Origin of the sequence: Agromyces sp. GXS1127, assembly GCF_050565425.1 — a bacterium.
Taxonomy (GTDB): domain Bacteria; phylum Actinomycetota; class Actinomycetes; order Actinomycetales; family Microbacteriaceae; genus Agromyces.
In genome coordinates, this window is sequence record NZ_JBOCIG010000003.1 from 13,324 (window position 1) to 38,223 (window position 24,900).

21 protein-coding genes and 1 tRNA gene are annotated in these 24,900 nt (G+C 71.8%); 16 read left to right on the forward strand and 6 right to left on the reverse strand.

Annotation, left to right across the window (positions count from 1 at the left end; all coding sequences use genetic code 11):
• The first annotated feature begins 29 nt into the window (after positions 1–29).
• The 3 genes from ACQ393_RS05570 (at position 30) to ACQ393_RS05580 (ending at position 3,588) form a co-directional block, all read left to right on the forward strand.
• Positions 30–794 carry a glycosyltransferase family 2 protein gene (locus ACQ393_RS05570; protein WP_430645837.1) on the forward strand — a complete coding sequence of 255 codons (765 nt, stop codon included), beginning with the start codon at positions 30–32 and terminating at the stop codon, positions 792–794.
• Positions 791–2,344 carry a hypothetical protein gene (locus ACQ393_RS05575; protein ID WP_430645838.1) on the forward strand — a complete coding sequence of 518 codons (1,554 nt, stop codon included), beginning with the start codon at positions 791–793 and terminating at the stop codon, positions 2,342–2,344. Before ACQ393_RS05570 ends, ACQ393_RS05575 begins: the two co-directional genes overlap by 4 nt.
• 116 nt (positions 2,345–2,460) lie before the next feature.
• Positions 2,461–3,588 carry a heparan-alpha-glucosaminide N-acetyltransferase domain-containing protein gene (locus ACQ393_RS05580; protein WP_430645839.1) on the forward strand — a complete coding sequence of 376 codons (1,128 nt, stop codon included), beginning with the start codon at positions 2,461–2,463 and terminating at the stop codon, positions 3,586–3,588.
• 88 nt (positions 3,589–3,676) lie between these two features.
• Here ACQ393_RS05580 and ACQ393_RS05585 read toward each other — a convergent pair.
• From ACQ393_RS05585 to ACQ393_RS05595, 3 genes are all read right to left on the reverse strand, one after another.
• Positions 3,677–3,750: transfer RNA gene (locus ACQ393_RS05585), tRNA-Pro, on the reverse strand.
• A 118-nt stretch (positions 3,751–3,868) separates the two neighbouring features.
• Positions 3,869–4,843 carry a metallophosphoesterase gene (locus ACQ393_RS05590; protein WP_430645840.1) on the reverse strand — a complete coding sequence of 325 codons (975 nt, stop codon included), beginning with the start codon at positions 4,841–4,843 and terminating at the stop codon, positions 3,869–3,871.
• Positions 4,843–7,443, reverse strand: a complete 2,601-nt coding sequence (locus ACQ393_RS05595) for a transglycosylase domain-containing protein (RefSeq protein ID WP_430645841.1) — start codon at positions 7,441–7,443, stop codon at positions 4,843–4,845. The genes ACQ393_RS05590 and ACQ393_RS05595 overlap by 1 nt, the downstream gene beginning before the upstream one ends.
• A gap of 134 nt (positions 7,444–7,577) precedes the next feature.
• Here ACQ393_RS05595 and ACQ393_RS05600 point away from each other — a divergent pair, with 134 nt between their 5' ends.
• Together ACQ393_RS05600 and ACQ393_RS05605 are read left to right on the forward strand one after the other, a co-directional pair.
• On the forward strand, positions 7,578–7,805 hold the full coding sequence (locus ACQ393_RS05600) for a hypothetical protein (RefSeq protein WP_430645842.1): 228 nt from the start codon (positions 7,578–7,580) through the stop codon (positions 7,803–7,805).
• Positions 7,805–8,281, forward strand: coding sequence for a RidA family protein (locus ACQ393_RS05605; protein ID WP_430645843.1), 477 nt, complete (start codon positions 7,805–7,807; stop codon positions 8,279–8,281). Before ACQ393_RS05600 ends, ACQ393_RS05605 begins: the two co-directional genes overlap by 1 nt.
• An 80-nt stretch (positions 8,282–8,361) precedes the next feature.
• Here the strand turns inward: ACQ393_RS05605 and acs are convergent, their stop codons facing one another.
• Positions 8,362–10,317, reverse strand: a complete 1,956-nt coding sequence (acs, locus tag ACQ393_RS05610) for an acetate--CoA ligase (protein WP_430645844.1) — start codon at positions 10,315–10,317, stop codon at positions 8,362–8,364.
• Positions 10,318–10,915: 598 nt separating this feature from the next.
• On the opposite strand from acs, the gene ACQ393_RS05615 reads away from it, so the two are divergent.
• The 5 genes from ACQ393_RS05615 (at position 10,916) to ACQ393_RS05635 (ending at position 14,283) form a co-directional block, all read left to right on the forward strand.
• Positions 10,916–12,010 carry a TadA family conjugal transfer-associated ATPase gene (locus tag ACQ393_RS05615; RefSeq protein WP_430645845.1) on the forward strand — a complete coding sequence of 365 codons (1,095 nt, stop codon included), beginning with the start codon at positions 10,916–10,918 and terminating at the stop codon, positions 12,008–12,010.
• Entirely contained in the window at positions 12,004–13,062 is a 1,059-nt protein-coding gene (locus tag ACQ393_RS05620) for a type II secretion system F family protein (RefSeq protein WP_430645846.1), read from the forward strand. Before ACQ393_RS05615 ends, ACQ393_RS05620 begins: the two co-directional genes overlap by 7 nt.
• A 78-nt stretch (positions 13,063–13,140) precedes the next feature.
• Complete coding sequence (locus ACQ393_RS05625) at positions 13,141–13,419, forward strand: DUF4244 domain-containing protein (RefSeq protein WP_430645847.1); 279 nt, start codon at positions 13,141–13,143, stop codon at positions 13,417–13,419.
• A gap of 16 nt (positions 13,420–13,435) precedes the next feature.
• Positions 13,436–13,744, forward strand: coding sequence for a TadE family type IV pilus minor pilin (locus ACQ393_RS05630; protein ID WP_430645848.1), 309 nt, complete (start codon positions 13,436–13,438; stop codon positions 13,742–13,744).
• A 197-nt stretch (positions 13,745–13,941) separates the two neighbouring features.
• Complete coding sequence (locus ACQ393_RS05635; protein ID WP_430645849.1) at positions 13,942–14,283, forward strand: Rv3654c family TadE-like protein; 342 nt, start codon at positions 13,942–13,944, stop codon at positions 14,281–14,283.
• Between the two features lie 68 nt (positions 14,284–14,351).
• Here the strand turns inward: ACQ393_RS05635 and ACQ393_RS05640 are convergent, their stop codons facing one another.
• A complete protein-coding gene (locus tag ACQ393_RS05640; protein WP_430645850.1) occupies positions 14,352–16,316 on the reverse strand; it encodes an AMP-binding protein in 1,965 nt (654 codons plus the stop codon).
• Between the two features lie 211 nt (positions 16,317–16,527).
• Between ACQ393_RS05640 and ACQ393_RS05645 the strand changes: the two genes are divergently transcribed.
• The 4 genes from ACQ393_RS05645 (at position 16,528) to ACQ393_RS05660 (ending at position 20,936) form a co-directional block, all read left to right on the forward strand.
• A complete protein-coding gene (locus ACQ393_RS05645; RefSeq protein WP_430645851.1) occupies positions 16,528–17,211 on the forward strand; it encodes a GntR family transcriptional regulator in 684 nt (227 codons plus the stop codon).
• Between the two features lie 119 nt (positions 17,212–17,330).
• Positions 17,331–18,869 carry an MmgE/PrpD family protein gene (locus ACQ393_RS05650; protein WP_430645852.1) on the forward strand — a complete coding sequence of 513 codons (1,539 nt, stop codon included), beginning with the start codon at positions 17,331–17,333 and terminating at the stop codon, positions 18,867–18,869.
• Positions 18,870–18,877: 8 nt separating this feature from the next.
• Positions 18,878–19,777, forward strand: coding sequence for a methylisocitrate lyase (prpB, locus tag ACQ393_RS05655; protein ID WP_430645853.1), 900 nt, complete (start codon positions 18,878–18,880; stop codon positions 19,775–19,777).
• Between the two features lie 25 nt (positions 19,778–19,802).
• Positions 19,803–20,936, forward strand: coding sequence for a bifunctional 2-methylcitrate synthase/citrate synthase (locus tag ACQ393_RS05660; protein ID WP_430645854.1), 1,134 nt, complete (start codon positions 19,803–19,805; stop codon positions 20,934–20,936).
• Between the two features lie 66 nt (positions 20,937–21,002).
• Here ACQ393_RS05660 and ACQ393_RS05665 read toward each other — a convergent pair whose 3' ends face one another.
• Positions 21,003–21,236, reverse strand: coding sequence for a hypothetical protein (locus ACQ393_RS05665; protein WP_430645855.1), 234 nt, complete (start codon positions 21,234–21,236; stop codon positions 21,003–21,005).
• A gap of 197 nt (positions 21,237–21,433) precedes the next feature.
• Between ACQ393_RS05665 and topA the strand changes: the two genes are divergently transcribed.
• Both topA and tmk read left to right on the forward strand, forming a co-directional pair.
• Positions 21,434–24,232, forward strand: a complete 2,799-nt coding sequence (gene topA, locus ACQ393_RS05670; RefSeq protein WP_430645856.1) for a type I DNA topoisomerase — start codon at positions 21,434–21,436, stop codon at positions 24,230–24,232.
• On the forward strand, positions 24,229–24,849 hold the full coding sequence (gene tmk / locus ACQ393_RS05675; protein ID WP_430645857.1) for a dTMP kinase: 621 nt from the start codon (positions 24,229–24,231) through the stop codon (positions 24,847–24,849). The genes topA and tmk overlap by 4 nt, the downstream gene beginning before the upstream one ends.
• Positions 24,850–24,900 lie beyond the last annotated feature (51 nt).

Genomic DNA, 24,900 nt, shown 5'->3' on the forward strand with positions numbered 1-24,900 from the left:
CCGCGTGCGGCCGGACGTCGGGAGGGCGTGTGCAGCTGGACCATCTCGTCGTCGTCATGCCCGCGTACAACGAGGCCGAGGGGCTGCCGGGATTCCTCACCGAGATCCACGAGCACCTCGCCCCGCTCGCCGCTCGCCTCGACCTCGTCGTCGTCGACGACCGGTCGACCGACGACACCTACCGCGTGCTCGGGGAGCTCGGCGAACGTCTCCCGGGGCTCCGGGCGATCCGCGCCGACGCGAATCGAGGGCACGGGCCGACTGCGTTGGCGGCGTACCGCGCGGGGCTCGAAGGTTCGCCCGACCTCATCTTGCACGTCGACGGCGACGGCCAGTTCCACGGATCCGATCTCGCCCGCGCGGTGCGCGCCGCGCAGTCGACGGAGGCCGACGTGGTCCACGGCGTGCGACGAGGGCGGGAGGACCCGTGGTTCCGGCGCGCGCTGACGTTCGGCGTGGGGCTCGTGATCGCCGCCGCCGTGGGCCGCCGCGTTCCCGACGTCAACACGCCGCTCCGGGTGTACCGGCCGGCGCCGCTCAGGGAGCTGCTCGAGCTCGTCCCCTCGGACGCGCTCGTCCCGCACGTGCACTTCTCGCTCGCCGAGGTCCGACGCGGCTACGTCGTCAGGTACGTCGACGTGGCCAGCCTGCCGCGGCGCGGCAGCAACCAGACCGGGACGATGTGGGGGGTCGAGCGCCCGCCGAAGCTGCCGCCGAAGCGCCTCCGGCGGTTCGCGGTCGCCGCGGCGAACGAGCTCTGGAGGGTGTCGCTCCGCCCCGGAGCGGCCGGGTGACGGCCTCTCCGGTCCGCGGCGGCTCGGCGACCGACCGCCGGCGTTCCGTCGTCATGCGTGTCCTGTGGTGGGTCGCGGGCGGCGCGCTCGTGATCGGGAACCTGCTCGTCCTCGTCCCCGGCATCGCGGTCGTGCGGCTCTGGGAAGACGAGGCGTTCAACCTCACCGTGCCGCTCAATCTCGTCGACGGGCTGGGCTATGCGAGCGACGGCACGCTGTCCGGGAGCACGCTCACCCCGTTCGACGTTCGCATCTCGACCGGGCCGGTCATCCTCCTGCCGACCGCCGGGCTGATCGCGCTCGGCGTCGATCCGATCCTCGCGGGCAGGCTGGTGGCGAGCCTGGGCTACGTCGGGCTGCTGGCCGCCCTCGGCCTCGTGGGGCACCGGCTCGGCGGGCGGTGGGCCGCGCTCGTCGCGATGGCGCTCCCGCTCGCGTTCGAGACGGCCGCCCTGCCCTCGCCGATCCAGACTCCGGCCGACGTGCTCGGCGAGGTCACCGCGGCGGGATTCCTCGCCGGCGCGCTCCTGTTCCTCCACCGGCGACCGTGGCTCGCGGGACTGCTCGTGGGACTCGCCATCCAGACGAAGTTCATCGCCCTGCTCGCCGTGCCGGCCTTCGCGCTGGCGGTGCTGCTCGACGCGCCGGGCCCGCTGGCCGGGCGGCTGCGGACGACGGTGCCCAGGGTCCTCGCCGCGGCCGGAGCCGCAGCCGTGCCGACGGTCCTGTTCGAGGCCGCCAAGCTCGTCTCGCTGGGTCCGGCGGGCTACTGGGCGAACCTCCGCGATTTCGGATACTTCCTGCTCTCCGGGGGCCAGCGCGGGTACGTCGTGACGGCGCTGGACAAGCTCGGGGCCCTGGCGGGGTCGTGGAACCTGCCCATCGTCGTGTCGGCCCTCGTCGCGGCCCTGGCGATTTCGGGCGGGGCCGCGCTGCTCGTCATCGCGGCGCGACGCGTCCGTCGCACGCCCGCGCTGCTCGCCGATCCGGGTCGGGTGCGAGCCGGGCTCGCGGAGACGACCGCCATCCTGCTCACAGCCGGACTCGGGCTGGCGACGTTCCTGGCCTGGTGGTTCGTGTCGCGGCACACCCCCGCCTGGGTGCGCCACCCCGCGCCCGGGGTCCTGGCCTTCGCGCCGGTCCTCGCCGCATCCCTCGTGCCCGCTGCTCGCATCGTCTGGCGCAGCCATCGCACCACGGTCACGCGGGCCGCCGTGGCCGCGTTCGCGGGCATGCTGCTCGTCGCCTTCGTCTGGTCGGCGGCGGTCCGCGTCGAGACCGTCGGCACCAGGCCCGGCGTGCCGGGCGAGTCCCTGGCCGACCAGCGCGCGGCCGCGCGCGACGTCGCCGAGCTCGGCCACGAGCGGCTCGCGACGTGGTGGGGCGCCCCCGTGAGCGTCGCGGTGCTCGCCGGCGCGCACATCGGGCTCACCGACGCCGGCGCGGCCACCGCCGACGACCCGACCATCTGGTGGGGCGAACCGCCCTTCGACGGGTGCGACGAGGAGCTGCGAACCGGTCGTTACACCGTGTGCGCCCCGTTGCCCTGATATCGCGCGGCGGATTCGCGCTGGTTCGCGCCGGTTCGCGCCGGTTCGCGCGGATTCGCGGGCGTTCTCGCGGGCTCTCGCGGGTCGGACGCGGTGGCGGATGCGAGGATGGCGCAATGGCCGATGCTCCTGACCGCCGGGTGGCGCGCAGCCCGTCACGAGTCGACGGCGTCGACGCCGCGCGGGGCCTCGCCCTCATCGGGATGTTCGTCGCGCACGTGTCGCCCGCCGCGGACGTCGAGTTCTGGGATTCGGTCATCGCCGTCGCCGACGAGCGTCCGCGACTGCTGTTCGCCCTCACCGCGGGGATCGGGCTCGGCCTCCTCTCGGGCGCGATGACACCGCCCGCGTCGGGCGCTCGACGCGCGGAGCTCCGGCGCCAGATCGCGATCCGAGGGGTGCTGCTCATCGCGCTGGGCCTGCTCGTGGTCGCGCTGCTCCGCCCCCTCGTGTTCGTCATCCTCGACGTCTACGGGGTCGCGTTCCTGCTGATGCTCCCCCTCATGTTTCTCTCGGCCCGCGTCGCGCTCCCGCTCGGCATCGGGCTGCTCGCGATCACGCCGGCCCTCGCGGAGCTCGCCGCGCGAGACCGCGGCCTGGCGGAACTCGCCACGCAACCGACGGGCATCCTGGTCGAATGGTTCCTCGTCGGGGCCTATCCCGTCATCATCTGGGTGCCGGTCATGCTGATCGGACTCGGCCTGGCGCGCGCCGGCATCGAGGGCCGCCGGACGATCGCGTCGGCCTCCGTCGTCGCGATCCCCGTCGCGCTGCTCGCCCTCGGTCTCGGACGAGGGCTTCCCGATGCCGACGACATCGCGTCCGCTCCCGACACGACGGCCTGGAGCATCCCCCTGGGGACGTCGCTCGAGACGCTGGGGAACACGGCCGTCGGCGTGGTCGTCGTCGCGGCGACGACCGCGCTCCTCAGCTTCACGGGGCCTGCCGTGCGACGGTACTCGCACGCCATCCTGTCGCCGATCACGGCGATGGGCGCGATGCCGCTCACGATCTACACGCTGCACCTGGTCGTCATCGCCAACGCGAAGTACGTTCGCGACGACGGCGTGGTCTCCGACGATTCCTGGCCCCTGCTCATCGGTCTCGTCGTGGGATCCGCCGCGTTCGCCTGGCTGTGGCGCCGGACGATCGGACGTGGGCCCATCGAGCGGTTCTTCCGGTGGGCGAGCGGGCGCAGCCGAGCGGATGGCGCGGCCGCGGGCGAGTCGCGACGGGCGACGTGACTCGCGGTCGGCGAGGTGAAACGCATCGAGCCCCCTCGCACGGAGGGGGCTCGACATCCGGATCGCGCTGAGGCGCCGGGTTTCCCGGTCGGGGTGACAGGATTTGAACCTGCGACCTCTTCGTCCCGAACGAAGCGCGCTACCAAGCTGCGCCACACCCCGGGGGCCCGAAGGCCTCCACAAGCATAGCCGAGATTTTCCGTTCTCCTGACCACCCGGGATCGCCGGCACCGTCGCGCGCCGCCTCTGGGTCGCGGAGCCCCGAGCACGCCGGCGGAGCTCAGGACGCGGCGGTCAGCGTCATCAGCGTGGCCTCGGGCGGGCACGCGAAGCGAACGGGTGCCGTGATCGACGTGCCCAGGCCGGCCGAGACGTTCAGGTAGGCGCTGCGCAGTCCGTGACGCCACACGCTCAGCCCGCTGGCCTGCTGGCGCGGAATGTCGCAGTTCGTGACGAGCGCTCCGAACCCGGGGAGGCAGACCTGCCCGCCGTGGGTGTGGCCGGCGATGAGCAGCTGCGCGCCGTGGTTCACGAACGAGTTCAGCACGCGTCGGTACGGTGCGTGCGTGACGCCGATCGTGACCGTCGGGCGCACGGTCGGCCCGGTGTCCCGGTCCGGCCAGACGTCCTCGCCGAACGGATCATCGGCACGCAGGTCGTCGATGGCGGCGGCGACGACCTCGAGTCGGTCGTAGCCGCGGTGCGGATCGTCGACGCCGAAGAACTCGAAGTGCGTGCCACTGATCTCGATCGAGGTGGCGGCGTTGTCGAGGTCGACCCAGCCGAGTTCCGCGAAGAAGTCGTGCAGGGCGCCGATGTCGAGGCGTTCGGCACGGGCGACCCTGCCGGACGGCCCGCCGAAGTAGGACAGCGGGTTCTTCACGACGGGCCCGAAGTAGTCGTTGGATCCATTCACGAACACCCCGGCGACCCCTCGGAACGGCTCGAGGGCGCGACGCACGCCCTCCAGTCCGCGGCGGTGCCCGAGGTTGTCTCCGGTGTCGATCACCAGGTCGGGTCGCAGGGCGGCGAGTGACGCCACCCACTCCTGCTTGTCACGCTGCCAGGGCGCCATGTGCAGGTCGGACACGTGCAGCACTCGAACCGGATCGGATCCGGCCGGGAGGACCGGGACCTCGACGCGGCGGAGGGTGTAGCGGCGCCGCTCGACGAGCGAGCCCCACGCGAACGCGGCGGCGCCCGCCGCGCCGATCGCGAGTGCGATCCGCGCGACGGGCGTCAGTCCGGACCCCATCAGTCGCCCTGGTCGGGGGAGTCTCCGCCCGGCTCATCGGGGCCACCGCCCCCACCGGGGAGGTTGAGCTTTCCGACGACGATCTCGATGCGTGCGCCCGCCTTCACGGAGCCGCCCGCACTCGGCGACTGGCTGACGACGATCCCGTCCTGGGTCGGGTCCGTGACATCCTCCTCCCGCCGGTTCACCTTGAAGCCCGCGTCCTTCAGCGTGCGTTCCGCCTCGTCGCCGGTCATGCCGACCACGTTCGGAAGGCCGGACAGGTTGCCCCGGCTGACCTGCAGGCTGATGACCGCACCGCGGCTCGCGGCTCCGGAGGGCGACTGCGCGCCGATCGTGCCCTTGGGCTTGTCGGAGTCGACCTCGCCGTCCATCTGCCAGCCGAAGCCTGCGGACTCGAGCGCCTTCTGCGCCTCCTCGGGCGACAGCCCGAGAACGTCGGGCACCGAGACCTGGGGCGCGTTCAGCATGGAGCCCTGGACCTCGGGGAAGTCGCCTCCGCCGTACCGCTCGTTGGCGACCGACATGACTCGCGGCCAGATCTGGTGGCGGAGCGACGCAGCCTGGCCGGCGTCGAAGTAGGTGTCCCGGAGGTTGACGTGGCCCGTCACGTTGAACACGCCGACGACGGTGGCGACCTCCGTGGAGGCGCCGCTCATCCAGGTGGCTTCGGCGTTGTCCGTCGTACCGGTCTTGCCGATCATCGGGACCCAGGGGGAGGTGCGGGTGGCGGAGGCCGCAGCGGTGCCGCCTTCGGCGGTCCGCTCCATCGCGTAGGCCGTTCCGGCAGCGACCTCCGGCGTCAGTGCCTGCTTGCACTCCGACTTGGGCGGGTCGAGCTCGGTGCCGTCCTGCTTGGTGATCTTGTCGATCGCGATGGGCGAGCACGAGACGCCGTTGCCGGCGATGCCCGCGAACGCGGTCGCCATCGAGAGGGGAGCGATCTCATTCGTGCCGAGAACGGCCGACGGGAACTGCGAGAGCGGGTCGTAGTCGGCCCGGTGCACGCCGAGCGCCTCGGCGGTCTTCGCGATGCCGCACAGGTCGAGCTGCTTGGCCATCGCGACGAACCCGGTGTTGTAGGAGTTCATGGTGTTCTGGACGGCGGTCCAGTACCCGCCGGGGCTGAAGTCGTCGTTCTTCGGTCCCCAGCCGTCGCCGCTCATCGTGCCTTCGCAGCTGTTGTTGAACGAGCCCCAGTTCTCGCGGAATCGCGCATCGACGGACTCGTTGAGGGCGTGACCCTCCTTCAGCCACTCGGCGAGCGTGAAGACCTTGTACGTGGAGCCGGGCTGGAAGCCGCTGGAGCCGCCGTAGTCGATGTCGGCGTTGTAGTTCACCGCGGTGTAGTTCTTGCCCGAGGCGAGCACGTCGGGATCGTTCGAGTAGTCCTTGTTCTGCGCCATCGCGAGGATCCTGCCCGTCCCCACCTCGACGCTGACCACGGTTCCGCCGATGTCGACGCTGTCGGCGGACTTCGGCACGTTGTCGTTCAGGGCGCGGATGGCCTCGTCCTGCACGAAGAGGTCGATCGTCGTGTAGATCTTCAGGCCGCCCTTCTGCAGGAGCTCGCGGCCTTCATCGACCTCGGTCTCGGGGTCGTCGAACTTGTTGCGGATCTCCCACGCGACGTAGTCGCAGAAGAACGCGTGCCCCTTCGCCGTCACGCAGCCGGTGCTCGGCTCCGAGATCTTCGGGGTGACGGGCTCGGCGACCGCAGCGTCGTACTCCTCCTGGGTGATCTTCTTCTCGTCGAGCATCTCCCGGAGGATGTAGTCTCGACGGTCCTTGTTCGCCGCATAGGGCGTCGCCTCGCCTGCCGCGTCGACCGAGTTCGCCCCGTTCTCCTCGCTCTCGGGGTAGTCCAGGCGGAACTTCTCCGGGTGGTTCACGATCGCGATGAGGCTCGCGGCCTGCGCGAGCGTGAGGTCGTGCGCGTTCGTCCCGAAGTAGTACTGGGCGGCGGCCTGCACGCCGTAGACGCGACCGCCGAAGTGCGCGATGTTCAGGTAGCCGCGCAGGATGTCGTCCTTCGAGTACTTCTTCTCGAGCGAGATCGCGTACCGGATCTCCTTGAGCTTGCGCTCGGCGCTGACCTCGGTCGCCGCTTCGTAGGCGGCCGCCTTCTCCTCCTCGGTCGTCGCCTCGGAGACGCCGTTGTTGATGAGCACGTTCTTCACGTACTGCTGGGTGATCGATGATCCGCCCTGGGTGTCCTGGCCGATGACGGTGCTCAGCGCGCCGCGCACCGTACCCTGGATGTCGACGCCGCCGTGGCTGTAGAAGCGCGGGTCCTCACCCGCGACGGCCGCGTCCTTCAGGTACTGCGAGATGTAGTCCCAGGCGACCTCCTCGCGGTTCTCGTCGAAGAACGAGGCGAGTTCGATCCACTCGCCGTCGCCGTTCTTGGCGAGCACCGTCGACTTCTCGGAGAGCTCCTTCGGCTCGAGGTACCCCGGGAGGTTCTCGAACATGGTGATGCTGTTGTTCGCGGCCATGCCCGTGACGGCGAGCGCAGGGGTCACCGCGGCAGTCACGAGGATGCCGGCGAGCGCGCTCATGCCGACGAAGCCGAGGATCCCCGCGGCGGCATCGCTCATCGTTCGATTTTGGGCAGACATAGAGTGGAGCCTAACTGAGGAAGGCTGGCAAAATCCGGCATGCCGCAGGGCCGCAGCGCCCACGGCCGGCTGAGCCTCAGGATAGCCGCCCGTCCCGACATCGAGGAGTCGCCATGCCCGCCTGGGAGTACATCACCACCCCGCTGCTCATCCACAACACCGCCGCGATCCTGAACAACTGGGGATCCGAGGGGTGGGAGCTCGTGCAGGTCGTGCAGGGCCCGGAGGGCGGCCTCGTCGCCTACCTGAAGCGCCCCGCCGGCGATGACTCGTCGGCCGCGGCATCCGCCGGCCGGGCCGCGGCGGCGCAGGCCGCCAAGCAGTTCGAGGGCGACGCCTGATGGCCGCCGTCTCCGCCGAGGCCCGCCTCGCCGAGCTCGGCCTCGAGCTCCCGGATGTCGCGGCGCCCGTCGCCGCGTACGTGCCCGCCGTCGTGACGGGCGACCTGCTCTTCACGTCGGGGCAGCTGCCGTTCGTCGCCGGTGCGCTGCCCGCGACCGGCAAGGTCGGCGACGGGGACGGCCTCGTGCCGGCCGCCGACGCCAAGGAGTACGCCCGGCTCTGCGCCCTGAACGCCCTGGCCGCGGTCAAGGCCGAGCTCGGCTCGCTCGACCGCGTGACGCGCGTGGTGAAGGTCGTCGGCTTCGTGGCATCCGACCCCGCCTTCACGGGGCAGCCGGGGGTGGTGAACGGCGCGTCCGAGTTCATCGGCGAGGTCTTCGGGGATGCCGGCCGCCACGCGCGGTCCGCCGTCGGCGTGGCGGTGCTCCCGCTCGACGCCCCGGTCGAGGTCGAGCTCGTCGTCCAGTTCGCCTAGCGGCGGCCGGGCCGCGCGGCCCGCGCGCGACGGATGCCGCGGCCGGAACGCCCGGCCGCGGCATCCGCTGTTCGACGGGGTCAGCGCACCTGGGCGCTGATGACCTCCATGATCGAGGTGTCGGCGAGCGTCGTCGTGTCGCCGACCTCGCGGCCCTCGGCGAGGTCGCGCAGCAGGCGCCGCATGATCTTGCCCGAGCGCGTCTTCGGCAGCTCGTTGACGATGAAGACCTGCCGCGGGCGCGCGATCGCGCCGATCTGGGTCGCGACGTGCTTGCGCAGCTCCTCGCTCGCTTCGAACGGATCGGTGGCGTGCGAGACCTGGCTGGCCTTGAGGATCACGAATGCGACGACCGCCTGGCCGGTGGTCTCGTCGGAGGCGCCCACGACGGCGGCCTCGGCGGTCCAGGGGTGGGCGACGAGCGACGACTCGATCTCGGCGGTCGACAGGCGGTGGCCCGAGACGTTCATGACGTCGTCGACGCGGCCGAGCAGCCAGATGTCGCCGTCCTCGTCGCGGCGCGCGCCGTCGCCGGCGAAGTACTTGTCGCCGAACTTCTCCCAGTAGGTCTCCTTGAACCGCTCGGGGTCGCCCCAGATGCCTCGGAGCATCGACGGCCACGGCTCGGTCGCGACGAGCAGGCCGCCGCCCTCGCCGTCGACCGGCGTGCCGTCGTCGTCGAGGATGTCGATCGAGATGCCCGGGACGGGCACCTGCGCCGATCCCGGCTTCAGGTCGGTGACGCCCGGCAGCGCGGAGATCATGATCGCGCCGGTCTCGGTCTGCCACCAGGTGTCGACGACGGGGATGGAGCCGCCGCCGATGACGTGGCGGTACCAGATCCAGGCCTCCGGGTTGATCGGCTCGCCGACCGAGCCGAGCAGCCGCAGCGACCGGAGGTTGAACTCGTGCGGGATCTGCCGGCCGAGCTTCATGAACGAGCGGATGGCGGTGGGCGCCGTGTAGAGGATCGAGACCTTGTACTTCTCGACGATCTCCCACCAGCGGCCGGGGTGGGGCGTGTCGGGGGTGCCTTCGTAGAGCACCTGGGTCGCGCCGTTCGCCAGCGGACCGTAGACGACGTACGAGTGGCCGGTGATCCAGCCGACGTCGGCCGTGCACCAGTAGACGTCGCGCTCGGGGTGCAGGTCGAACACGTTCTTGTGCGTGAACGCGGCCTGGGTGAGGTAGCCGCCCGACGTGTGCAGGATGCCCTTCGGCTTCCCGGTGGTGCCGGACGTGTAGAGGATGAAGAGCGGATGCTCCGCCTCGAACGCCTGCGCTACGTGCTCGTTCGACGCGGTCGCGACGGTCTCGTGCCACCAGAGGTCGCGGTCGGCGTTCCAGTCGACCTCGTTCTCGCCGCGCTTGACGACGAGCACGTTGCGCACCGTGCCGCCCTCGGCCTTGTCGAGTGCCTCGTCGACCACGGGCTTCAGCGGGAACACGCGGCCCTTGCGGTAGCCACCGTCGGCCGTGATGACGACGGATGCCTCGGCGTCGTCGATGCGCGATGCGAGGCTGTCGGCGCTGAACCCGCCGAAGACGACCGAGTGGATGGCGCCGATGCGCGCACACGCGAGCATCGCCACGACGGCCTCGGGGATCATCGGGAGGTAGATCGCGACGCGGTCCTGCTCGCCCACCCCGAGGTCGGTCAGCGTGTTGGCCGCGCGCTTGACCTCGTCGGTCAGCTCGGCGTACGTGATGTCGCGGGAATCGCCGGGCTCGCCCTCCCAGTGGATGGCGACGCGGTCTCCGAGGCCGGCCTCGACGTGCCGGTCGAGGCAGTTCACGGCGACGTTGAGCTCCCCGTCGTCGAACCACTTCGCGAACGGCGGGTTCGTCCAGTCGAGCGTGCGGGTGAACGGCTTCTCCCACTGGAGGAGCGTGCGGGCCTGGTCGGCCCAGAACTCGAGCCGGTCTGCGCGAGCGGCGTCGTAGAGGCCCTCGTCGGCGACGGCCTGGGCGGCGAACTCGGGACTCGGGCGGAAGCGCCGGATCTCCTCGAGCGCGTGATCGATCTGCGCGTTCATAGTGGTGCGATCGCTCCTTCGCGAAGTGTTCAGATGACGGGTCGCCTGCCCCACACAGCACCATAGCGCCAGCCGCCCGATGTTTCGCTGCGTGTATCGCTCGCGCTCGCGCCTGCGGCGGGCGTATGGTGGGCCTCGCGCGAGGGGGCGCGACGGGCGGCATCGCGGCTGGGCGACCGCATCGGCGGCCGAGCGCCAGGGCACGACACGGCGCGGGTCGATGGAAATCGTTGCGGATTGTGCGTTTCGCACGTGATTTCGGCTCTCGCAGGCGCTCCGGCTAGAGGATCTCGACGAGATTCCTGTGTGTCCACACAAATGAGGACAAAAAGTACTTGCGCATGGACCTCCAGCCCCTACACTGATGTACGCCCGAACAACTTCGATTCGAGGCCTGCAGCGCATCTGATTCCCCCCAATCGGTGCGTTGCCGAGGCGGCACCTGTTCCCCCCAATGGGTGCCGCCCCCTTCTTTTAACGCGGCGTCCGAGACGTCGACGGCACGAGCTCTCCTCCACAACGGCGTGGCGGAGGGCTCGTCTCGTTTCGGGCGTTCCCCGCCGCCGGCGCCTCCCGAGTGCCGCCTAGCGTCGTGCCCATGTCCGCCCCGTTCGTCGCCGTCCCGTCGTGGGAGACCGACGCCGCGCCCGAGTGGGCACCTCCCGAAGACCGCGAGCTGCCGGATGTCGCGGTGTCGGCCGCCGGCGCCGACCGGGCCGCGCTCGGGGCGCCGCCGCACGCACCCGTGCCCGGAACCGACCGCGCGGCGGCACCCGACGTCACGTCGCTCGGGCCGCTCGCCCCGTTCGCCGCCGACGCGGGCGTCACCGATCTCTTCGTGAACGGCGAACACGGACTCTGGCTCGATCGCGGCGCCGGACCAGAACACCGACCGGAATGGCGGGCCGACGAGGCCGAGGTGCGCGCGCTCGCCGTGCACCTCATCGCGCGAGGCGGCCGGCACATCGACGAGGCGACGCCGGCGGTCGACGTCCGGCTCGGCGACGGCATCCGGGTGCACGCGGTCCTGCCGCCGTTGTCGGCGTCCGGAACGCTGCTCTCGATCCGCGTCCCGCGAGCCGCCGGTGCGAGCCTCGGCACGCTGGCGCGCGCCGGCATGTTCGATCCCGACCAGGAGGTGCGGCTCCGCGACGCGGTCGCCGCCAGGCGCAACCTCCTGATCACCGGTGCCGGCGGCACGGGCAAGACGACCCTGCTCGGCGCGCTGCTGGCCGAGGCGTCTCCGGGCGACCGGATCGTGCTGCTCGAGGACGTCGCGGAGCTCCGGCCGGCGCACCCGCACGCGGTGTCCCTGGAAGCGCGGCAGGCCAACCTCGAGGGCGCCGGCCGGGTGGGGCTCGACGCCCTGCTGCGCGAAGCGCTGCGCATGCGTCCGGATCGGCTCGTGGTGGGGGAGTGCCGCGGGCCCGAGCTCCGCGACCTCCTCGCCGCCCTCAACACCGGGCACGACGGCGGGGCCGGCACCCTGCATGCGAACTCCCTCGCCGACGTGCCCGCGCGACTCGAAGCCCTCGGCGCGAGCGCCGGCATGTCCGCCGAAGCGGTCGCGAGGCAGGCGGTCAGCGCGTTCGACCTTGTCGTGCACCTCGAGCGCCGCGATGGACGGCGTCGGGTCGGCGGCATCGGCGGGTTCGCCCTCGTCGACGGCCGACTGGAGGTGGAGGCGTGCTGACCCGTGCGCTGCGGTCGACGCCGCCCCTGCCGCTGCCCGGGCGCCGGCGGGAGCGCCTGCTCCTCGGCCGGCTCCTCGGCCGGCTCCTCGGCCGGCTGCTCGGTCGCGCGCGACGCGATGAATCGGCCGGCATCGACCTCGTCGCGGGGATCGCCGAACGGATGGCCGCCCTCCTCTCGGCCGGACTCGCACCGGCGACGGCCTGGGCGGCGCTCGACGCGGCCGCGGCGGACGACGCAGCGCCGACGCCGGACGCGGGCGTCATCGCCGCGGCGGCGCGAGCGGCCGTCGACGGGCTGCCCGTCGCGGTCGCCGTCGAATCCGCCCGGTCCACGGATCCGGCCGCGTCGCCGGGATGGTCGGTCCTTGCCGCGGCCTGGGCGGTGGCGGATGCCTCGGGGGCGCCGCTCGCGCGATGCCTCACCATGCTCGCCGCGACCCTGCGCGATGAGGCGCAGCTCCGACGAGAGGCGGCAGCCCTCCTCGCCGGTCCGGCGGCGAGCGCGCGACTCGTGGCGGCGCTGCCGCTCATCGCGGTCGCCTTCGGCGCCCTCCTCGGCTTCGACACGTTCGGCGTGCTGTTCGGCGGGCCGGTCGGCGTGGCCTGCCTCATCTTCGGCAGTGCGCTGCTGTGGGGCGGCGCCCGGTGGAACCGCGCCCTGATCCGACGAGCCGCGGTCGCGCAGCCCTCCGCGGGCCTCGAACTCGAGCTGCTCGCGATGGCGCTCTCGAGCGGCGCCTCGGTCGCCAGGGCCGAGCGGATGGTGCGTGACGCGCTCTCCGGGCACCTGCCGGATGCGACCTCGACGGTGGAGGCGGCATCCGTCGTCGCTCTCGCCGAGCGGGCCGGCGCCCCCGTCGCCGACCTGCTTCGCGCCGAGGCCGGTCGCGTCCGCGGCGCGGCGCGGTCGGCGGGCGCCGCCCGTGCCGCGACGCTCGGGGTGCGCCTGATGATCCCGCTCGGCTGCTGCGTGCTGCCGGCATTCGTGCTGCTCGGCGTCGCACCGCTCATGATCTCCGTCGTCACCGGCACCCTCGGCGCTGCCGCGTGACGTCGACCCGCCTCGTGCCACCGTCGCCGCCACGCGCGGCAGAGTCGCCGCCATGCGCGGCAGAGAGTAGGAGAACCCATGCACGAATCACCGTCCGCCGGCCGGTCCACCGCCGCGACCGACCACGCCGACGTGCGCGGCACCATTCACCAGCCCGTGCGGCGCGGAGCCGCCCGCCGGCGCCTCGTCGCACTCGCACGCCGCCTCGGGGGCGAGCGCGGCGCCGCCACCGCGGAGTACGCGGTCGCCACGATGGCCGCCGTCGGATTCGCCGGTCTCCTCGTGGTCATCCTGCGGGGCGACGAGGTCCGCGGCATCCTCACCGACCTCGTGCGGAATGCGCTCACGGTCGGGTGACGCCGAGCAGGGCAGCGTGACGGCGGAGTTCGCCGTCGCGCTGCCCGCGATCGCCCTGGTGCTCGCCGCGGCGCTCGCGTCGGTGCATGCGGTCGCGCTGCAGGTCCGGCTGGCGGACGCCGCGGCCGACGCGGCCCGCGCGCTCGGCCGGGGCGAGACGGCCGAGATCGCCGTCGGCATCGCATCGCGGCACGTCGGCGAGACCGGCCTCACGATCCTCGACGAGGGCGATCTCGTCTGCGCGCGGTTGTCGAGCCGCCCGGGTGGCCTGCTCGCCGCGCTCGAGCTGCACGCCGAGTCGTGCGCGATGCGGGGCGGGTTGTGACGGCGTCCGGTGCCCGTCGTCCCCGATCCCGCCGCGCCCGCCGATCGGGGCGCTCGGCGGACCAGGCGCATGCGCCCGCGGTCGCCGGCCTGGCGAACGAGGCGGGGGCTGCGACGGTCGTCGGACCGGAGGACGACGCGCACGCGCCCCTGGTCGCCCGCCCGCCGGACGACGGGCATGTGCGCCCGGTCGGCGGCGTGGCGGCCGACACCGGCGCCGCGACCGTCGTCGCCGTCGCGATCCTCGGCGCCGTGGTCGCGCTCGCCGTGGCGGTCGTCGGCGTGCTGGGCGCGTCGGTCCTGGCGCAGCAGGCAGCCAACGCCGCGGATGCCTCGGCTCTCGCCGCGGCCGATGCGCTGAGCGGGGCCATTGCCGGTGAACCCTGCGTCGTCGCCGGACGGCTCGCGAGCAGGAACGGCGCCACCGTCGTGACGTGCTCGGTCGACGGGCCGACCGCGCTCATCTCGGTCGTCGTCGAGGGCGGCCCGCTGAGCGCCACGGCGACGGCCCGTGCTGGGCCGCCCGGCTGGGCCGGGTGACCTGGCGCCATCCGCCGGTCGGCGCGACCGGACACGGCTGCCGGTACGCTCCTGCGATCGCGACCGGCTCAGCGCCCGAGCGCCGCCTCGAGCGCGGTGAGCACCGTGGGGTCCTCGATCGTCGCGGGAACCTTGTACGGCTCCCCGTCGGCGATCTGCCGCATGGTCTTCCGGAGGATCTTGCCCGAGCGCGTCTTCGGCAGGCGGTCGAGCACGGTCACGTCGCGGAAGGCCGCGACCGGGCCGACGGTCTCGCGCACGAGCGCGACGACCTCGCGCACGAGCACGTCGTGGTCGATGACCGTGCCGTGCTTCAGCGTCACGAAGCCGGCCGCACGTTGTCCCTTGAGCTCGTCCCGGATGCCGATGACCGCCACCTCGGCGATCGCCGGGTGGCCGTTGATGGCCTCCTCGAGGCCTCCGGTCGAGAGGCGGTGTCCGGCGACGTTGATGACGTCGTCGGTGCGACCCATCACGTACACGTACCCCTCGTCGTCGAGGTAGCCGGAGTCGCCCGTCGCGTAGTGCCCCGGGAACGCGGTGAGGTACGACGACACGTACTTCTCGTCGCCGCCCCAGAGCGTCGGCAGGCTCCCGGGCGGCAGCGGCAGCTCGAGCACGATGTTGCCCTCGAGCCCGGTCGAGACCGGACGGCCCGTGCCGTCGACGATGCCGACGCGATAGCCGGGCACCGGCACGGTGGGGGAGCCGGGCTTCACCGGCAGCGGTTCGATGCCGCGCGGGTTGGCGGCGATCGCCCACCCGGTCTCGGTCTGCCACCAGTGGTCGATCACCGGGCAGTGCAGTGCGTCGTCGATCCAGTGGTACGTCTCGGTGTCGAGGCGCTCGCCCGCGAGGAACAGGGCTTCGAGGCTCGACGTGTCGTAGCCGGCGAGGTGTTCGAGCGCCGGGTCCTCGCGACGGATGGCGCGCACCGCCGTGGGCGCCGAGAACAGCACCTTCACGCGGTACTCCTCGACCATCCGCCAGAACGCGCCGGCGTCGGGCGTCCCGATCGGCTTGCCCTCGTAGAGCACGGTCGTGGCGCCCGCGAGGAGCGGCCCGTAGACGATGTAGCTGTGGCCGACGACCCAGCCGACGTCGGATGCGGTCCACATCACATCGCCCGCGTGGATGTCGTAGATGTTGCGCATCGACCATGCCAGCGCGACCGCGTAGCCGCCGTGGTCGCGCACCACGCCCTTCGGCGTGCCGGTGGTGCCCGAGGTGTAGAGGATGTAGAGCGGATCCGTCGCCGCGAGCTCGACGGGCGCGACCGGATCGGCGTGGGCGAGCTCGTCCTCCCAGTCCAGCCAGCGGACGCCGACGCGACCGTCGAACGCCGCGGCATCCCCCGGCACCGCCTCGCGGTTGCGCACGATCACGGCCTCGACGCTCAGTTCGTCCTCCGCGACCACCGTGATCGAGCTCGTCACGGTGCCCGCGACCGAACGGTCGCCGACGATCATCGCGAGCGCCTTCTCGACGATCGGCAGGTACTCCACGACCCGACCGGGCTCGAGGCCGCCGGAGGAGGTGACGATGAGCTTCGGCGCGGCGTCCTGGATGCGCACGGCGAGTTCGTTGGTCGCGAACCCGCCGAAGATCACCGAATGCACGGCGCCGATGCGGGCACAGGCGAGCATCGCGATGACGGCCTCCGGAGTCATGGGCAGGTAGATCGCGACGCGATCGCCCCGCTCGACGCCGTTGCGACGAAGCACCCCGGCGAAGAGCTCGACCTCGTGCAGGAGCTCGGCGTAGGTGAAGGTGCGCTTGGACCCCGTCATCGCGGAGTCGTAGGCGAGGGCGACCTGGTCGCCCCGCCCGGCGGCGACCCAGCGGTCGAGCGCGTTGGCGCTGACGTTCAGCGTGCCATCCGGGAACCAGCGGTAGAGCGGCGCGGCACCGGAGTCGAGCGCTCGGGCGGGCGGGCGGACCCAGTCGATGAGACCGGCCGCGTCCAGCCAGAACCCCTCGGGGTCCTCCATGCTGCGGCGGTACTCGTCGGCGTAGCTCGTCGTCGTGCTCATCGCGGGGTTCCTCCCTCGAGGACAGCGGCGGTGCATGCCCTCGGGACTGCGTGTCTTCCGCACCGGCTGTGGTGCGCTGGCGCTCAATGTATACATAGAGGGGTCGAAAGGCGAGGGTCCTTTGGCCTATTCGCAGATTTCAGTGTCTTCGTTGCGCTGATCGCGGCGCCCGTGTATACATGAGTCGTCGACGACGAGGACGGAGGGCCGCATGCGAGCCGGTGAGCGGGCGTACGAGACCCTCCGCAGCGAGATCCTCGACGCGGTGCTCGGGCCGGGCACCGTCCTGCAGGAGGTCGAGCAGTCCGTGCGGCTCGGGGTCAGCCGCACGCCGGTCCGCGAAGCGCTCCGTCGGCTCGCCGCAGACGGCCTCGTCGAGCCGACCGCGCGCGGCACCATCGTCACGGCGATCTCAAGGGACGATATCGTCGCGCTCTACGAGCTGCGCGAGGCGCTCGAAGCGCGCGCTGCGGGCCTCGCGGCACGACGGCGGGCGGATGGCCCGTTCCTCGTGATCCGCGACCGGCTGCGCGACGCACCCCGGCTCCTCGGGGAGGGCGAAGCCGGACTCACGAGCTACTTCGAGATCGTCGACGACCTCGACGCGGCGATCGACGACGCGGCCGCCAATCCGTTCCTGGGCACCGCGCTGCGCAGCGTGCAGCTCCACTCGGCCCGGATCCGCCGTCTCTCGCGCCACAACCCGGATCGCCTCCGGGCGGCCGCGGCCGAGCACGAGCTCATCGTCGATGCGATCATCGCCGGCGATGCCGAGCTCGCCTCCCATGCCACCCACGTCCACCTCCACCGCAGCCTCACCAACGCGCTCGCGAGCGCTCCGGACGATGAGGCGGCACGGTCGGCCGAGGCCGATGACGGGCCGCGCGTCGCGTGAGCGAGGCATCCGCTCGCCTGATCGGCCGCCCCGTTGCGATCGGCCGGACCGCCCGGTTCCCAGCGGGCACGCAGACCACCGCAATGAACGAAGCGAACACCGAACCGAAAGGCCGAACCGTGCAGCAGCACCACGTGCGCGTCCACCGCAGCGAGGAGAACCTCGCCCGCCCCGACCAGCTCGCCTGGAAGATCGCCGAGGTCGCCGCCGACCCGGTCGAGGTGACCGACGAGGTCGCCGAGATGGTCGTGAACCGCGTCATCGACAACGCCTCGGTCGCCGCGGCATCCCTCACCCGCGGGCCGATCATCGCGGCCCGGTCGCAGGCGACCGCGCACCCCGTGTCGGTCGGCGGCGAGGGCGCGACCGTGTTCGGGCTCGAGCCCGCGCGTCGCACGAGCCCCGAGTGGGCGGCGTGGGCGAACGGGGTCGCGGTCCGCGAGCTCGACTTCCACGACACGTTCCTCGCGGCGGAGTACTCGCACCCGGGCGACAACATCCCGTCGATCGTCGCGGTCGCGCAGCACCTCGCCTCGCAGCGCGGCCTCACCGGCCGCGAGGTCGTGCGCGGCATCGCCACGGGCTACGAGATCCAGGTCGACCTCGTGAAGGCCATCTCGCTGCACCGGCACAAGATCGACCACGTCGCGCACCTCGGCCCGTCGGCCGCGGCGGGCATCGGCACGCTCCTCGGCCTCGACCCGGAGACGATCTTCCAGGCCGTCGGCCAGGCCCTCCACACGACGACCGCGACCCGCCAGTCGCGCAAGGGCGAGATCTCGACCTGGAAGGCGCACGCCCCCGCGTTCGCCGGGAAGATGGCCGTCGAGGCCGTGGACCGCGCGATGCGCGGGCAGACGAGCCCCGTGCCGATCTACGAGGGCGAGGATGGCGTGATCGCGTGGCTCCTCGACGGGCCGGACGCGAGCTACGAGGTCCCGCTGCCCGAGCAGGGCGAGGCGAAGCGCGCCATCCTCGACACCTACACGAAGGAGCACTCGGCCGAGTACCAGGCGCAGGCCTGGATCGACCTCGCCCGCAAGCTCAACCGCGAGCACCCCGAACTCGTCGCCGAGCCGTCGCGCATCGCGAGCCTCGTCATCCACACGTCGCACCACACGCACTACGTGATCGGCTCGGGCGCGAACGACCCGCAGAAGTACGACCCGACCGCGTCGCGCGAGACGCTCGACCACTCGATCCCGTACATCTTCACCGTCGCCCTGCAGGACGGCACGTGGCACCACGTCGACTCGTACGCGCCCGAACGCGCCGGCCGCCCCGACACCGTCGAGCTCTGGCGGAAGGTCACCACCGTCGAGGACCCGGAGTGGACCCGCCGCTACCACTCGCTCGACATCGCCGAGAAGGCGTTCGGCGGCCGCGTCGTGATCACCCTGACGGACGGCACGACCATCGCCGACGAGATCGCCGTCGCCGACGCGCACCCGCTCGGCGCCCGGCCGTTCGGCCGCGAGCAGTACGTCGAGAAGTTCCGCACGCTCGCCGACGGCGTGCTCGAGGCGGCCGAGATCGAGCGCTTCCTCGACGTCGCCCAGCGCCTGCCGGAGCTCGGCCCCGACGAGCTCGGCCAACTCACGATCATCGCCGCGCCCGGCGTGCTCGCCCAGTTCGAGACGCCCCGCGGCATCTTCTAGGAGGACCCATGCTGTACGCCCAGACCACCCCGGCCGACAAGCGCGCCGGATTCCGCGAGCGCCTCGCGAGCGGCCAGCTGCTCCGCTTCCCCGGCGCGTTCAACCCGCTCTCCGCCCGACTCATCGAGCGCAAGGGCTTCGACGGCGTCTACATCTCGGGCGCCGTGCTCTCCGCCGACCTCGGCCTGCCCGACATCGGCCTGACGACCCTCACCGAGGTCGCGGTCCGGGCGAAGCAGATCGCGCGGATGACTGAGCTGCCCGCGATCGTCGACGCCGACACCGGCTTCGGCGAGCCCATGAACGTCGCCCGCACCGTGCAGGAGATGGAGGACGCGGGCCTCGCGGGCCTGCACATCGAGGACCAGATCAACCCCAAGCGGTGCGGTCACCTCGACGGCAAGCAGGTCGTCGACGAGCACACGGCGCTCCAGCGCATCCGCGCCGCGGTCGACGCCCGACGCGACCCGAACTTCCTCATCATGGCGCGCACCGACATCGCCGCGGTCGACGGCCTCGACGCCGCGATCGATCGCGCGAAGGCGCTCGTCGACGCGGGCGCCGACGCCATCTTCCCCGAGGCGATGCGCTCGCTCGAGGAGTTCGCGGCGATGCGTGCCGCGGTCGACGTGCCGCTGCTGGCCAACATGACCGAGTTCGGCAAGAGCGAGCTGTTCACCGTGCAGCAGCTCGCCGACGTCGGCATGAACCTCGTGATCTGGCCGGTCTCGCTCCTGCGCCTCGCGATGGGCGCGGCCGACCGCGGCCTCGACGAGCTGGCGGATGCCGGTGCTCTCACGCGCCTGCTCCCGGAGATGCAGCACCGGGCCGACCTCTACGACCTCATCGACTACGAGGGCTACAACCACTTCGACACCTCCATCTTCAACTTCACGGTCGCGCGCTGAGGCGCGGCCCCGAGAGGAGCACGACATGACCGACACGATGACCGCCCCGGCGCCCGCACCCGAGATCCGCAAGGGCCTCGCCGGCGTCGTGGTCGACACGACCGCGATCTCGAAGGTGAACCCCGAGACCAACTCGCTGCTGTACCGCGGCTACCCGGTGCAGCAGCTCGCCGCGACCAAGCGCTTCGAGGAGGTCGCCTACCTGCTCTGGCACGGCGAGCTGCCGGATGCCGCGGAGCTGGCCGAGTTCCGTGCCGCCGAGCGGGCCGGCCGGGCGCTGCAGCCGAACGTGAAGGCCGCGATCGACCTGCTGCCCACGACCGCGCACCCGATGGACGTCGTCCGCACGGCGGTGAGCGTCATCGGCGCCTCCGACCCGACCACCGACGACGCGAGCCGCGAGGCGAACCTCGCCAAGTCGATGTCGCTGTTCGCGGCGCTGCCGGCGATCGTGGCGTACGACCAGCGGCGCCGTCGCGGCGAGGCGCTCGTGGACCCCCGCGACGACCTCGACTACTCGGCGAACTTCCTGTACATGTCCTTCGGCGAGGTGCCCGACCAGGTCGTGGTCGATGCCTTCGACGTGTCGATGATCCTGTACGCCGAGCACTCCTTCAACGCCTCGACGTTCACGGCGCGCGTCATCACCTCGACGCTCGCCGACCTGTTCTCCGCGGTCACGGGCGCGATCGGCGCGCTCAAGGGTCCGCTGCACGGCGGGGCGAACGAGGCCGTCATGCGCATCTTCGACGAGATCGGGGATGCCGCGAACGTCGTGCCGTGGCTCGATGCGGCGCTCGCCGAGAAGCGCAAGATCATGGGTTTCGGCCACCGCGTCTACAAGAACGGCGATTCGCGCGTGCCGACCATGAAGTCCTCGCTCGACACGCTCATCGCACACTACGACCGGCCCGACCTCGCCGAACTCTACGACGCGCTCTCGGGCGAGTTCGTCGAGCGCAAGGGCATCCACCCGAACCTCGACTACCCGTCGGGCCCGGCCTACCACCTCATGGGCTACGACACCGAGACGTTCACGCCGCTGTTCGTGGCCTCGCGGGTCACGGGCTGGACGGCGCACATCATCGAGCAGGCCGCGTCGAACGCGCTCATCCGCCCGCTCTCGCACTACGACGGGGTCGACGAGCGCCACGTGTGATCCAGACGGTCGGCGGGCCTGAGGCGGGGCGCACCGACGTGCTGCGCCCCGCCTCAGGCATCCGCCTCAGTCGAAGACGGTCTCGATGAAGCGGTACTCGACGGCCGACGGGCGGTCGTCGCCCGGCGACTCGAACTCGAGCCCCGCGCCCCGGGAATAGACGTAGTGCTTGCCGCCGTCGCCGGGGAAGCTGATCCGGGGTTGCGGATCGCCGGTGTCGAGGAACCCGGTCGAGACCGTCTTCCCCTCGAGAGGCCCGTCGATCAGCTTGGCGGTGTAGGTGCCGGATGACGTGTCCATGCCGTCATTCTCCACTCGTCCTGCACCGGCGCAAGGGGCTTTCCTCCCGTCGTCGCCTCGTGCCATGAGCGGTGTCCTCACGGTCGATATGTGTATGGTGTGCCATGTCGGCGTCCTGCGCCGGCCGATGGCACACCGCTCGGGGGCGCGGCGATGATGTGCGTCCCTCGTTCCCGTCCATTAGCAAGAGGAGTCCGGTGTCTGGCGCGAAGAAACTCGTGATCGTGGAGTCGCCGACCAAGATGCGGTCGATCGCCGCCTATCTCGGCGACGGGTACGAGGTGCTCTCCTCCGTCGGTCACATCCGCGACCTCGTCGAGCCGAAGAACCTGCCGCCGGAGCTCAAGAAGGGCTCGCTCGGCAAGTTCTCCGTCGACGTCGAGAACGGGTTCGAGCCGTACTACGTCGTCTCCGATGCGAAGAAGAAGACGGTCGCCGAACTCAAGCGCGCGCTGAAGGGCGCCGACGAACTCCTGCTCGCCACCGATGAGGACCGCGAGGGCGAGGCCATTGCGTGGCACCTCCTGCAGGAGCTGAAGCCCAAGGTGCCCGTTCGCCGCATGGTCTTCCACGAGATCACGAAGGACGCGATCCTCAAGGCGAAGGAACAGACGCGCGAGCTCGACACGGCGCTCGTCGACGCGCAGGAGACCCGGCGCATCCTCGACCGCCTCTACGGGTACGAGGTCTCGCCGGTGCTCTGGCGCAAGGTCGGTCCCGGCCTCTCGGCCGGCCGCGTGCAGTCGGCCGCGACCCGGCTCGTCGTCGACCGCGAGCGCGAGCGCCTCGCGTTCGTCGCGGCCTCGTACTGGGATCTGATCGGCACGTTCACGAAGGAGACCTCGTCGTTCGAGGCACGGCTCGTGCGCGTCGGCGGAGAGCGCATCGCGACCGGCCGCGACTTCGACGACGCCGGTCGGCTCACCGGCAAGGCGGTCGTGCTCGACGAGGCGACCGCGCAGTCGCTCACCGCGGCGATCCGCGACGACACGGTCGCCCGCCGCGTGAGCCGCGTCGAGTCCAAGCCGTACTCGCGTCGCCCGGCCGCGCCCTTCACGACCTCCACCCTGCAGCAGGAGTCGGCCCGCAAGCTCCGCCTCTCGGCGCGCGACACCATGCGCGTCGCGCAGTCGCTGTACGAGAACGGGTACATCACCTATATGCGCACCGACTCGGTGTCGCTCTCGCAGCAGGCGATCCAGGCAGCGCGCACCCAGGCGACGAAGCTGTACGGCGCCGACAGCGTGCCCGACAAGCCCCGCGCGTACGCCGGCAAGTCGAAGAACGCGCAGGAGGCGCACGAGGCGATCCGCCCCTCCGGCGAGGTGTTCCGCACGCCGTCCGAACTGCAGAGCGTGCTCCGCGGCAGCGAGTTCAAGCTGTACGACCTCATCTGGAAGCGCACGGTCGCCTCCCAGATGGCCGACGCCAAGGGGCAGACCGCGACGGTCACGATCGAGGTCGGTCCGACGGCGACGGATGCCGCGGCGCCCGAGTCGCCGACGGCCGCGGTCGCCGGCACGACCGCGGAGTTCACCGCCAGCGGCACAGTGATCACCTTCCGCGGCTTCCTCGCCGCGTACGAGGAGAGCCGCGACGAGGAGCGCAACGCCGACGAGACGCCGGGCGAGGCGAAGCTCCCGCAGCTCGCCGAGGGCGAGGCCGTCGGGCTCGCGGAGCTCGAGGCGAAGGGCCACGAGACGAGCCCGCCGCCGCGGTACACCGAGGCGAGCCTGGTCAAGCGGCTCGAGGAGCTGGGCATCGGCCGCCCCTCGACGTTCGCGTCGATCATCTCGACGATCCTCGACCGCGGGTACGTCACGCAGCGCGGCCAGGCGCTCGTGCCGAGCTGGGTCGCCTTCTCGGTCGTGCGCCTCCTCGAGGAGCACTTCGGCGACCTCGTCGAGTACGACTTCACGGCCGAGATGGAGGACGACCTCGACCGGATCGCCTCGGGCGAGGCCGACCGGGTCGACTGGCTCAACGAGTTCTACTTCGGCAGCGACCGCCACACCGGCCTCCGCCAGGTGGTCGACAACCTCGGCGACATCGACGCGCGTGAGATCAACTCCATCGCGATCCGCCCCGGCGTGACGCTCCGCATCGGGCGATACGGGCCCTACCTCGAGGTCGTGGACCCGGAGGCGGCCGCCGACGCCCCGCCGCGCCGGGTCAACCTCCCCGAGGGCCTCGCCCCCGACGAGCTGACGACCGAGAAGGCGCAGGAGCTCATCGACGCACCCGTGCAGACCGACCGGGTGCTCGGTGCGAACCCCGACAACGGCAAGCAGGTCGTGGTCAAGGACGGCCGGTTCGGCCCGTACGTCACCGAGGTCGAGCCCGAGCCGGAGGAGCAGGCGGCTGCCGCGGCATCCGTCGACCCGGCGACCGGCGAGGTGGTCGAGGCACCCAGGAGGCGGGCCGCGAAGAAGGCCGCCGCCCCGAAGCCCCGCACCGCGTCGCTGTTCAAGAGCATGCAGATCGAGGAGGTCGACCTCGCCACCGCGCTGAAGCTGCTGGACCTGCCGCGAGTGGTCGGTCTCGATCCCGAGTCAGGCGACGAGATCACCGCGCAGAACGGCCGATACGGCCCGTACCTCAAGAAGGGCACCGACACCCGCACGCTGCCGAGCGAGGACGCGATCTTCGACATCGACCTCGCCGGTGCGCAGGAGCTGTTCGCCCAGCCGAAGTACGGCGCCCGCCGCGCCTCGAGCGCTCTCAAGGAGTTCGCGGAGGACCCGGTCAGCGGCAAGCCGATCAAGGTCAAGGACGGCCGGTTCGGGCCGTACGTGACGGACGGCACGACGAACGCGACCATCCCGCGGGCGGAGTCCGTGGAGGACATCACCTTCGAGCGCGCGGTGGAGCTGCTGCAGATCAAGCGCGACAAGGGTCCGGCACCGGCGCGGGGCAAGCGCACGGCCGCCGCGAAGTCGGGCGCGAAGGCGCCGGCCAAGCGCACCGGCACGCGCACGGCGAAGAAGAGCTCGTGAGCCCGGGGCTGTTCCTCACCCTCGAGGGCGGCGACGGATCGGGCAAGACCACCCAGGCGGAACTCCTCGAGCAGTGGTTCACGACTAACGGTCGCACGGTCGTGCGCACCCGCGAGCCGGGCGGCACCGACGTCGGCGTCGAGGTGCGCGAGATCGTGCTGCACCACCGCGGCGACATCGCCCCGCGCGCCGAGGCGCTCCTCTACGCCGCCGATCGGGCCCACCACGTCGCCACGGTCGTGCGCCCGGCACTCGCGCGCGGCGAGGTCGTCGTGCAGGACCGCTACATCGACTCGTCCGTCGCCTACCAGGGCGCGGGTCGCGTGCTCGACGCCGCGGAGGTGCGATCCATCTCCGAGTGGGCGACCGAGGGCCTCGCGCCCGACCTCACGGTGCTCCTCGACCTGCCGTGGGAGGTCGCGCGCCGCCGGCTCGACGGGGCGCGGACCAGGTACGACCGGCTCGAGGCGGAAGCGGGGGAGTTCCACGCCCGGGTCCGCGAGGCCTACCTCGTGCTCGCCGAGGCCGAGCCCGAGCGGTTCGTCGTCGTCGACGCGACGCTGCCGGTCGAGGACATCCACGCCCGGATCCGGGCTCGCATCGAGCGGCTCGCGTGAGCGGCATCCGCTCGGCACACGGTCAGCGGCCTCACAGCGCCCTTGACAGCG

What these genes read in the sequence shown, in the direction of transcription:
- ACQ393_RS05580 (WP_430645839.1), top strand. Translation starts at nt 2,461, where the DNA reads ATGGCCGATGCTCCTGACCGCCGGGTGGCGCGCAGCCCGTCACGAGTC.
- ACQ393_RS05590 (WP_430645840.1), bottom strand. Translation starts at nt 4,843, where the DNA reads ATGGGGTCCGGACTGACGCCCGTCGCGCGGATCGCACTCGCGATCGGC.
- ACQ393_RS05595 (WP_430645841.1), bottom strand. Translation starts at nt 7,443, where the DNA reads ATGAGCGATGCCGCCGCGGGGATCCTCGGCTTCGTCGGCATGAGCGCG.
- ACQ393_RS05600 (WP_430645842.1), top strand. Translation starts at nt 7,578, where the DNA reads ATGCCCGCCTGGGAGTACATCACCACCCCGCTGCTCATCCACAACACC.
- ACQ393_RS05605 (WP_430645843.1), top strand. Translation starts at nt 7,805, where the DNA reads ATGGCCGCCGTCTCCGCCGAGGCCCGCCTCGCCGAGCTCGGCCTCGAG.
- acs (WP_430645844.1), bottom strand. Translation starts at nt 10,317, where the DNA reads ATGAACGCGCAGATCGATCACGCGCTCGAGGAGATCCGGCGCTTCCGC.
- ACQ393_RS05615 (WP_430645845.1), top strand. Translation starts at nt 10,916, where the DNA reads ATGTCCGCCCCGTTCGTCGCCGTCCCGTCGTGGGAGACCGACGCCGCG.
- ACQ393_RS05625 (WP_430645847.1), top strand. Translation starts at nt 13,141, where the DNA reads ATGCACGAATCACCGTCCGCCGGCCGGTCCACCGCCGCGACCGACCAC.
- ACQ393_RS05640 (WP_430645850.1), bottom strand. Translation starts at nt 16,316, where the DNA reads ATGAGCACGACGACGAGCTACGCCGACGAGTACCGCCGCAGCATGGAG.
- ACQ393_RS05645 (WP_430645851.1), top strand. Translation starts at nt 16,528, where the DNA reads ATGCGAGCCGGTGAGCGGGCGTACGAGACCCTCCGCAGCGAGATCCTC.
- prpB (WP_430645853.1), top strand. Translation starts at nt 18,878, where the DNA reads ATGCTGTACGCCCAGACCACCCCGGCCGACAAGCGCGCCGGATTCCGC.
- ACQ393_RS05660 (WP_430645854.1), top strand. Translation starts at nt 19,803, where the DNA reads ATGACCGACACGATGACCGCCCCGGCGCCCGCACCCGAGATCCGCAAG.
- ACQ393_RS05665 (WP_430645855.1), bottom strand. Translation starts at nt 21,236, where the DNA reads ATGGACACGTCATCCGGCACCTACACCGCCAAGCTGATCGACGGGCCT.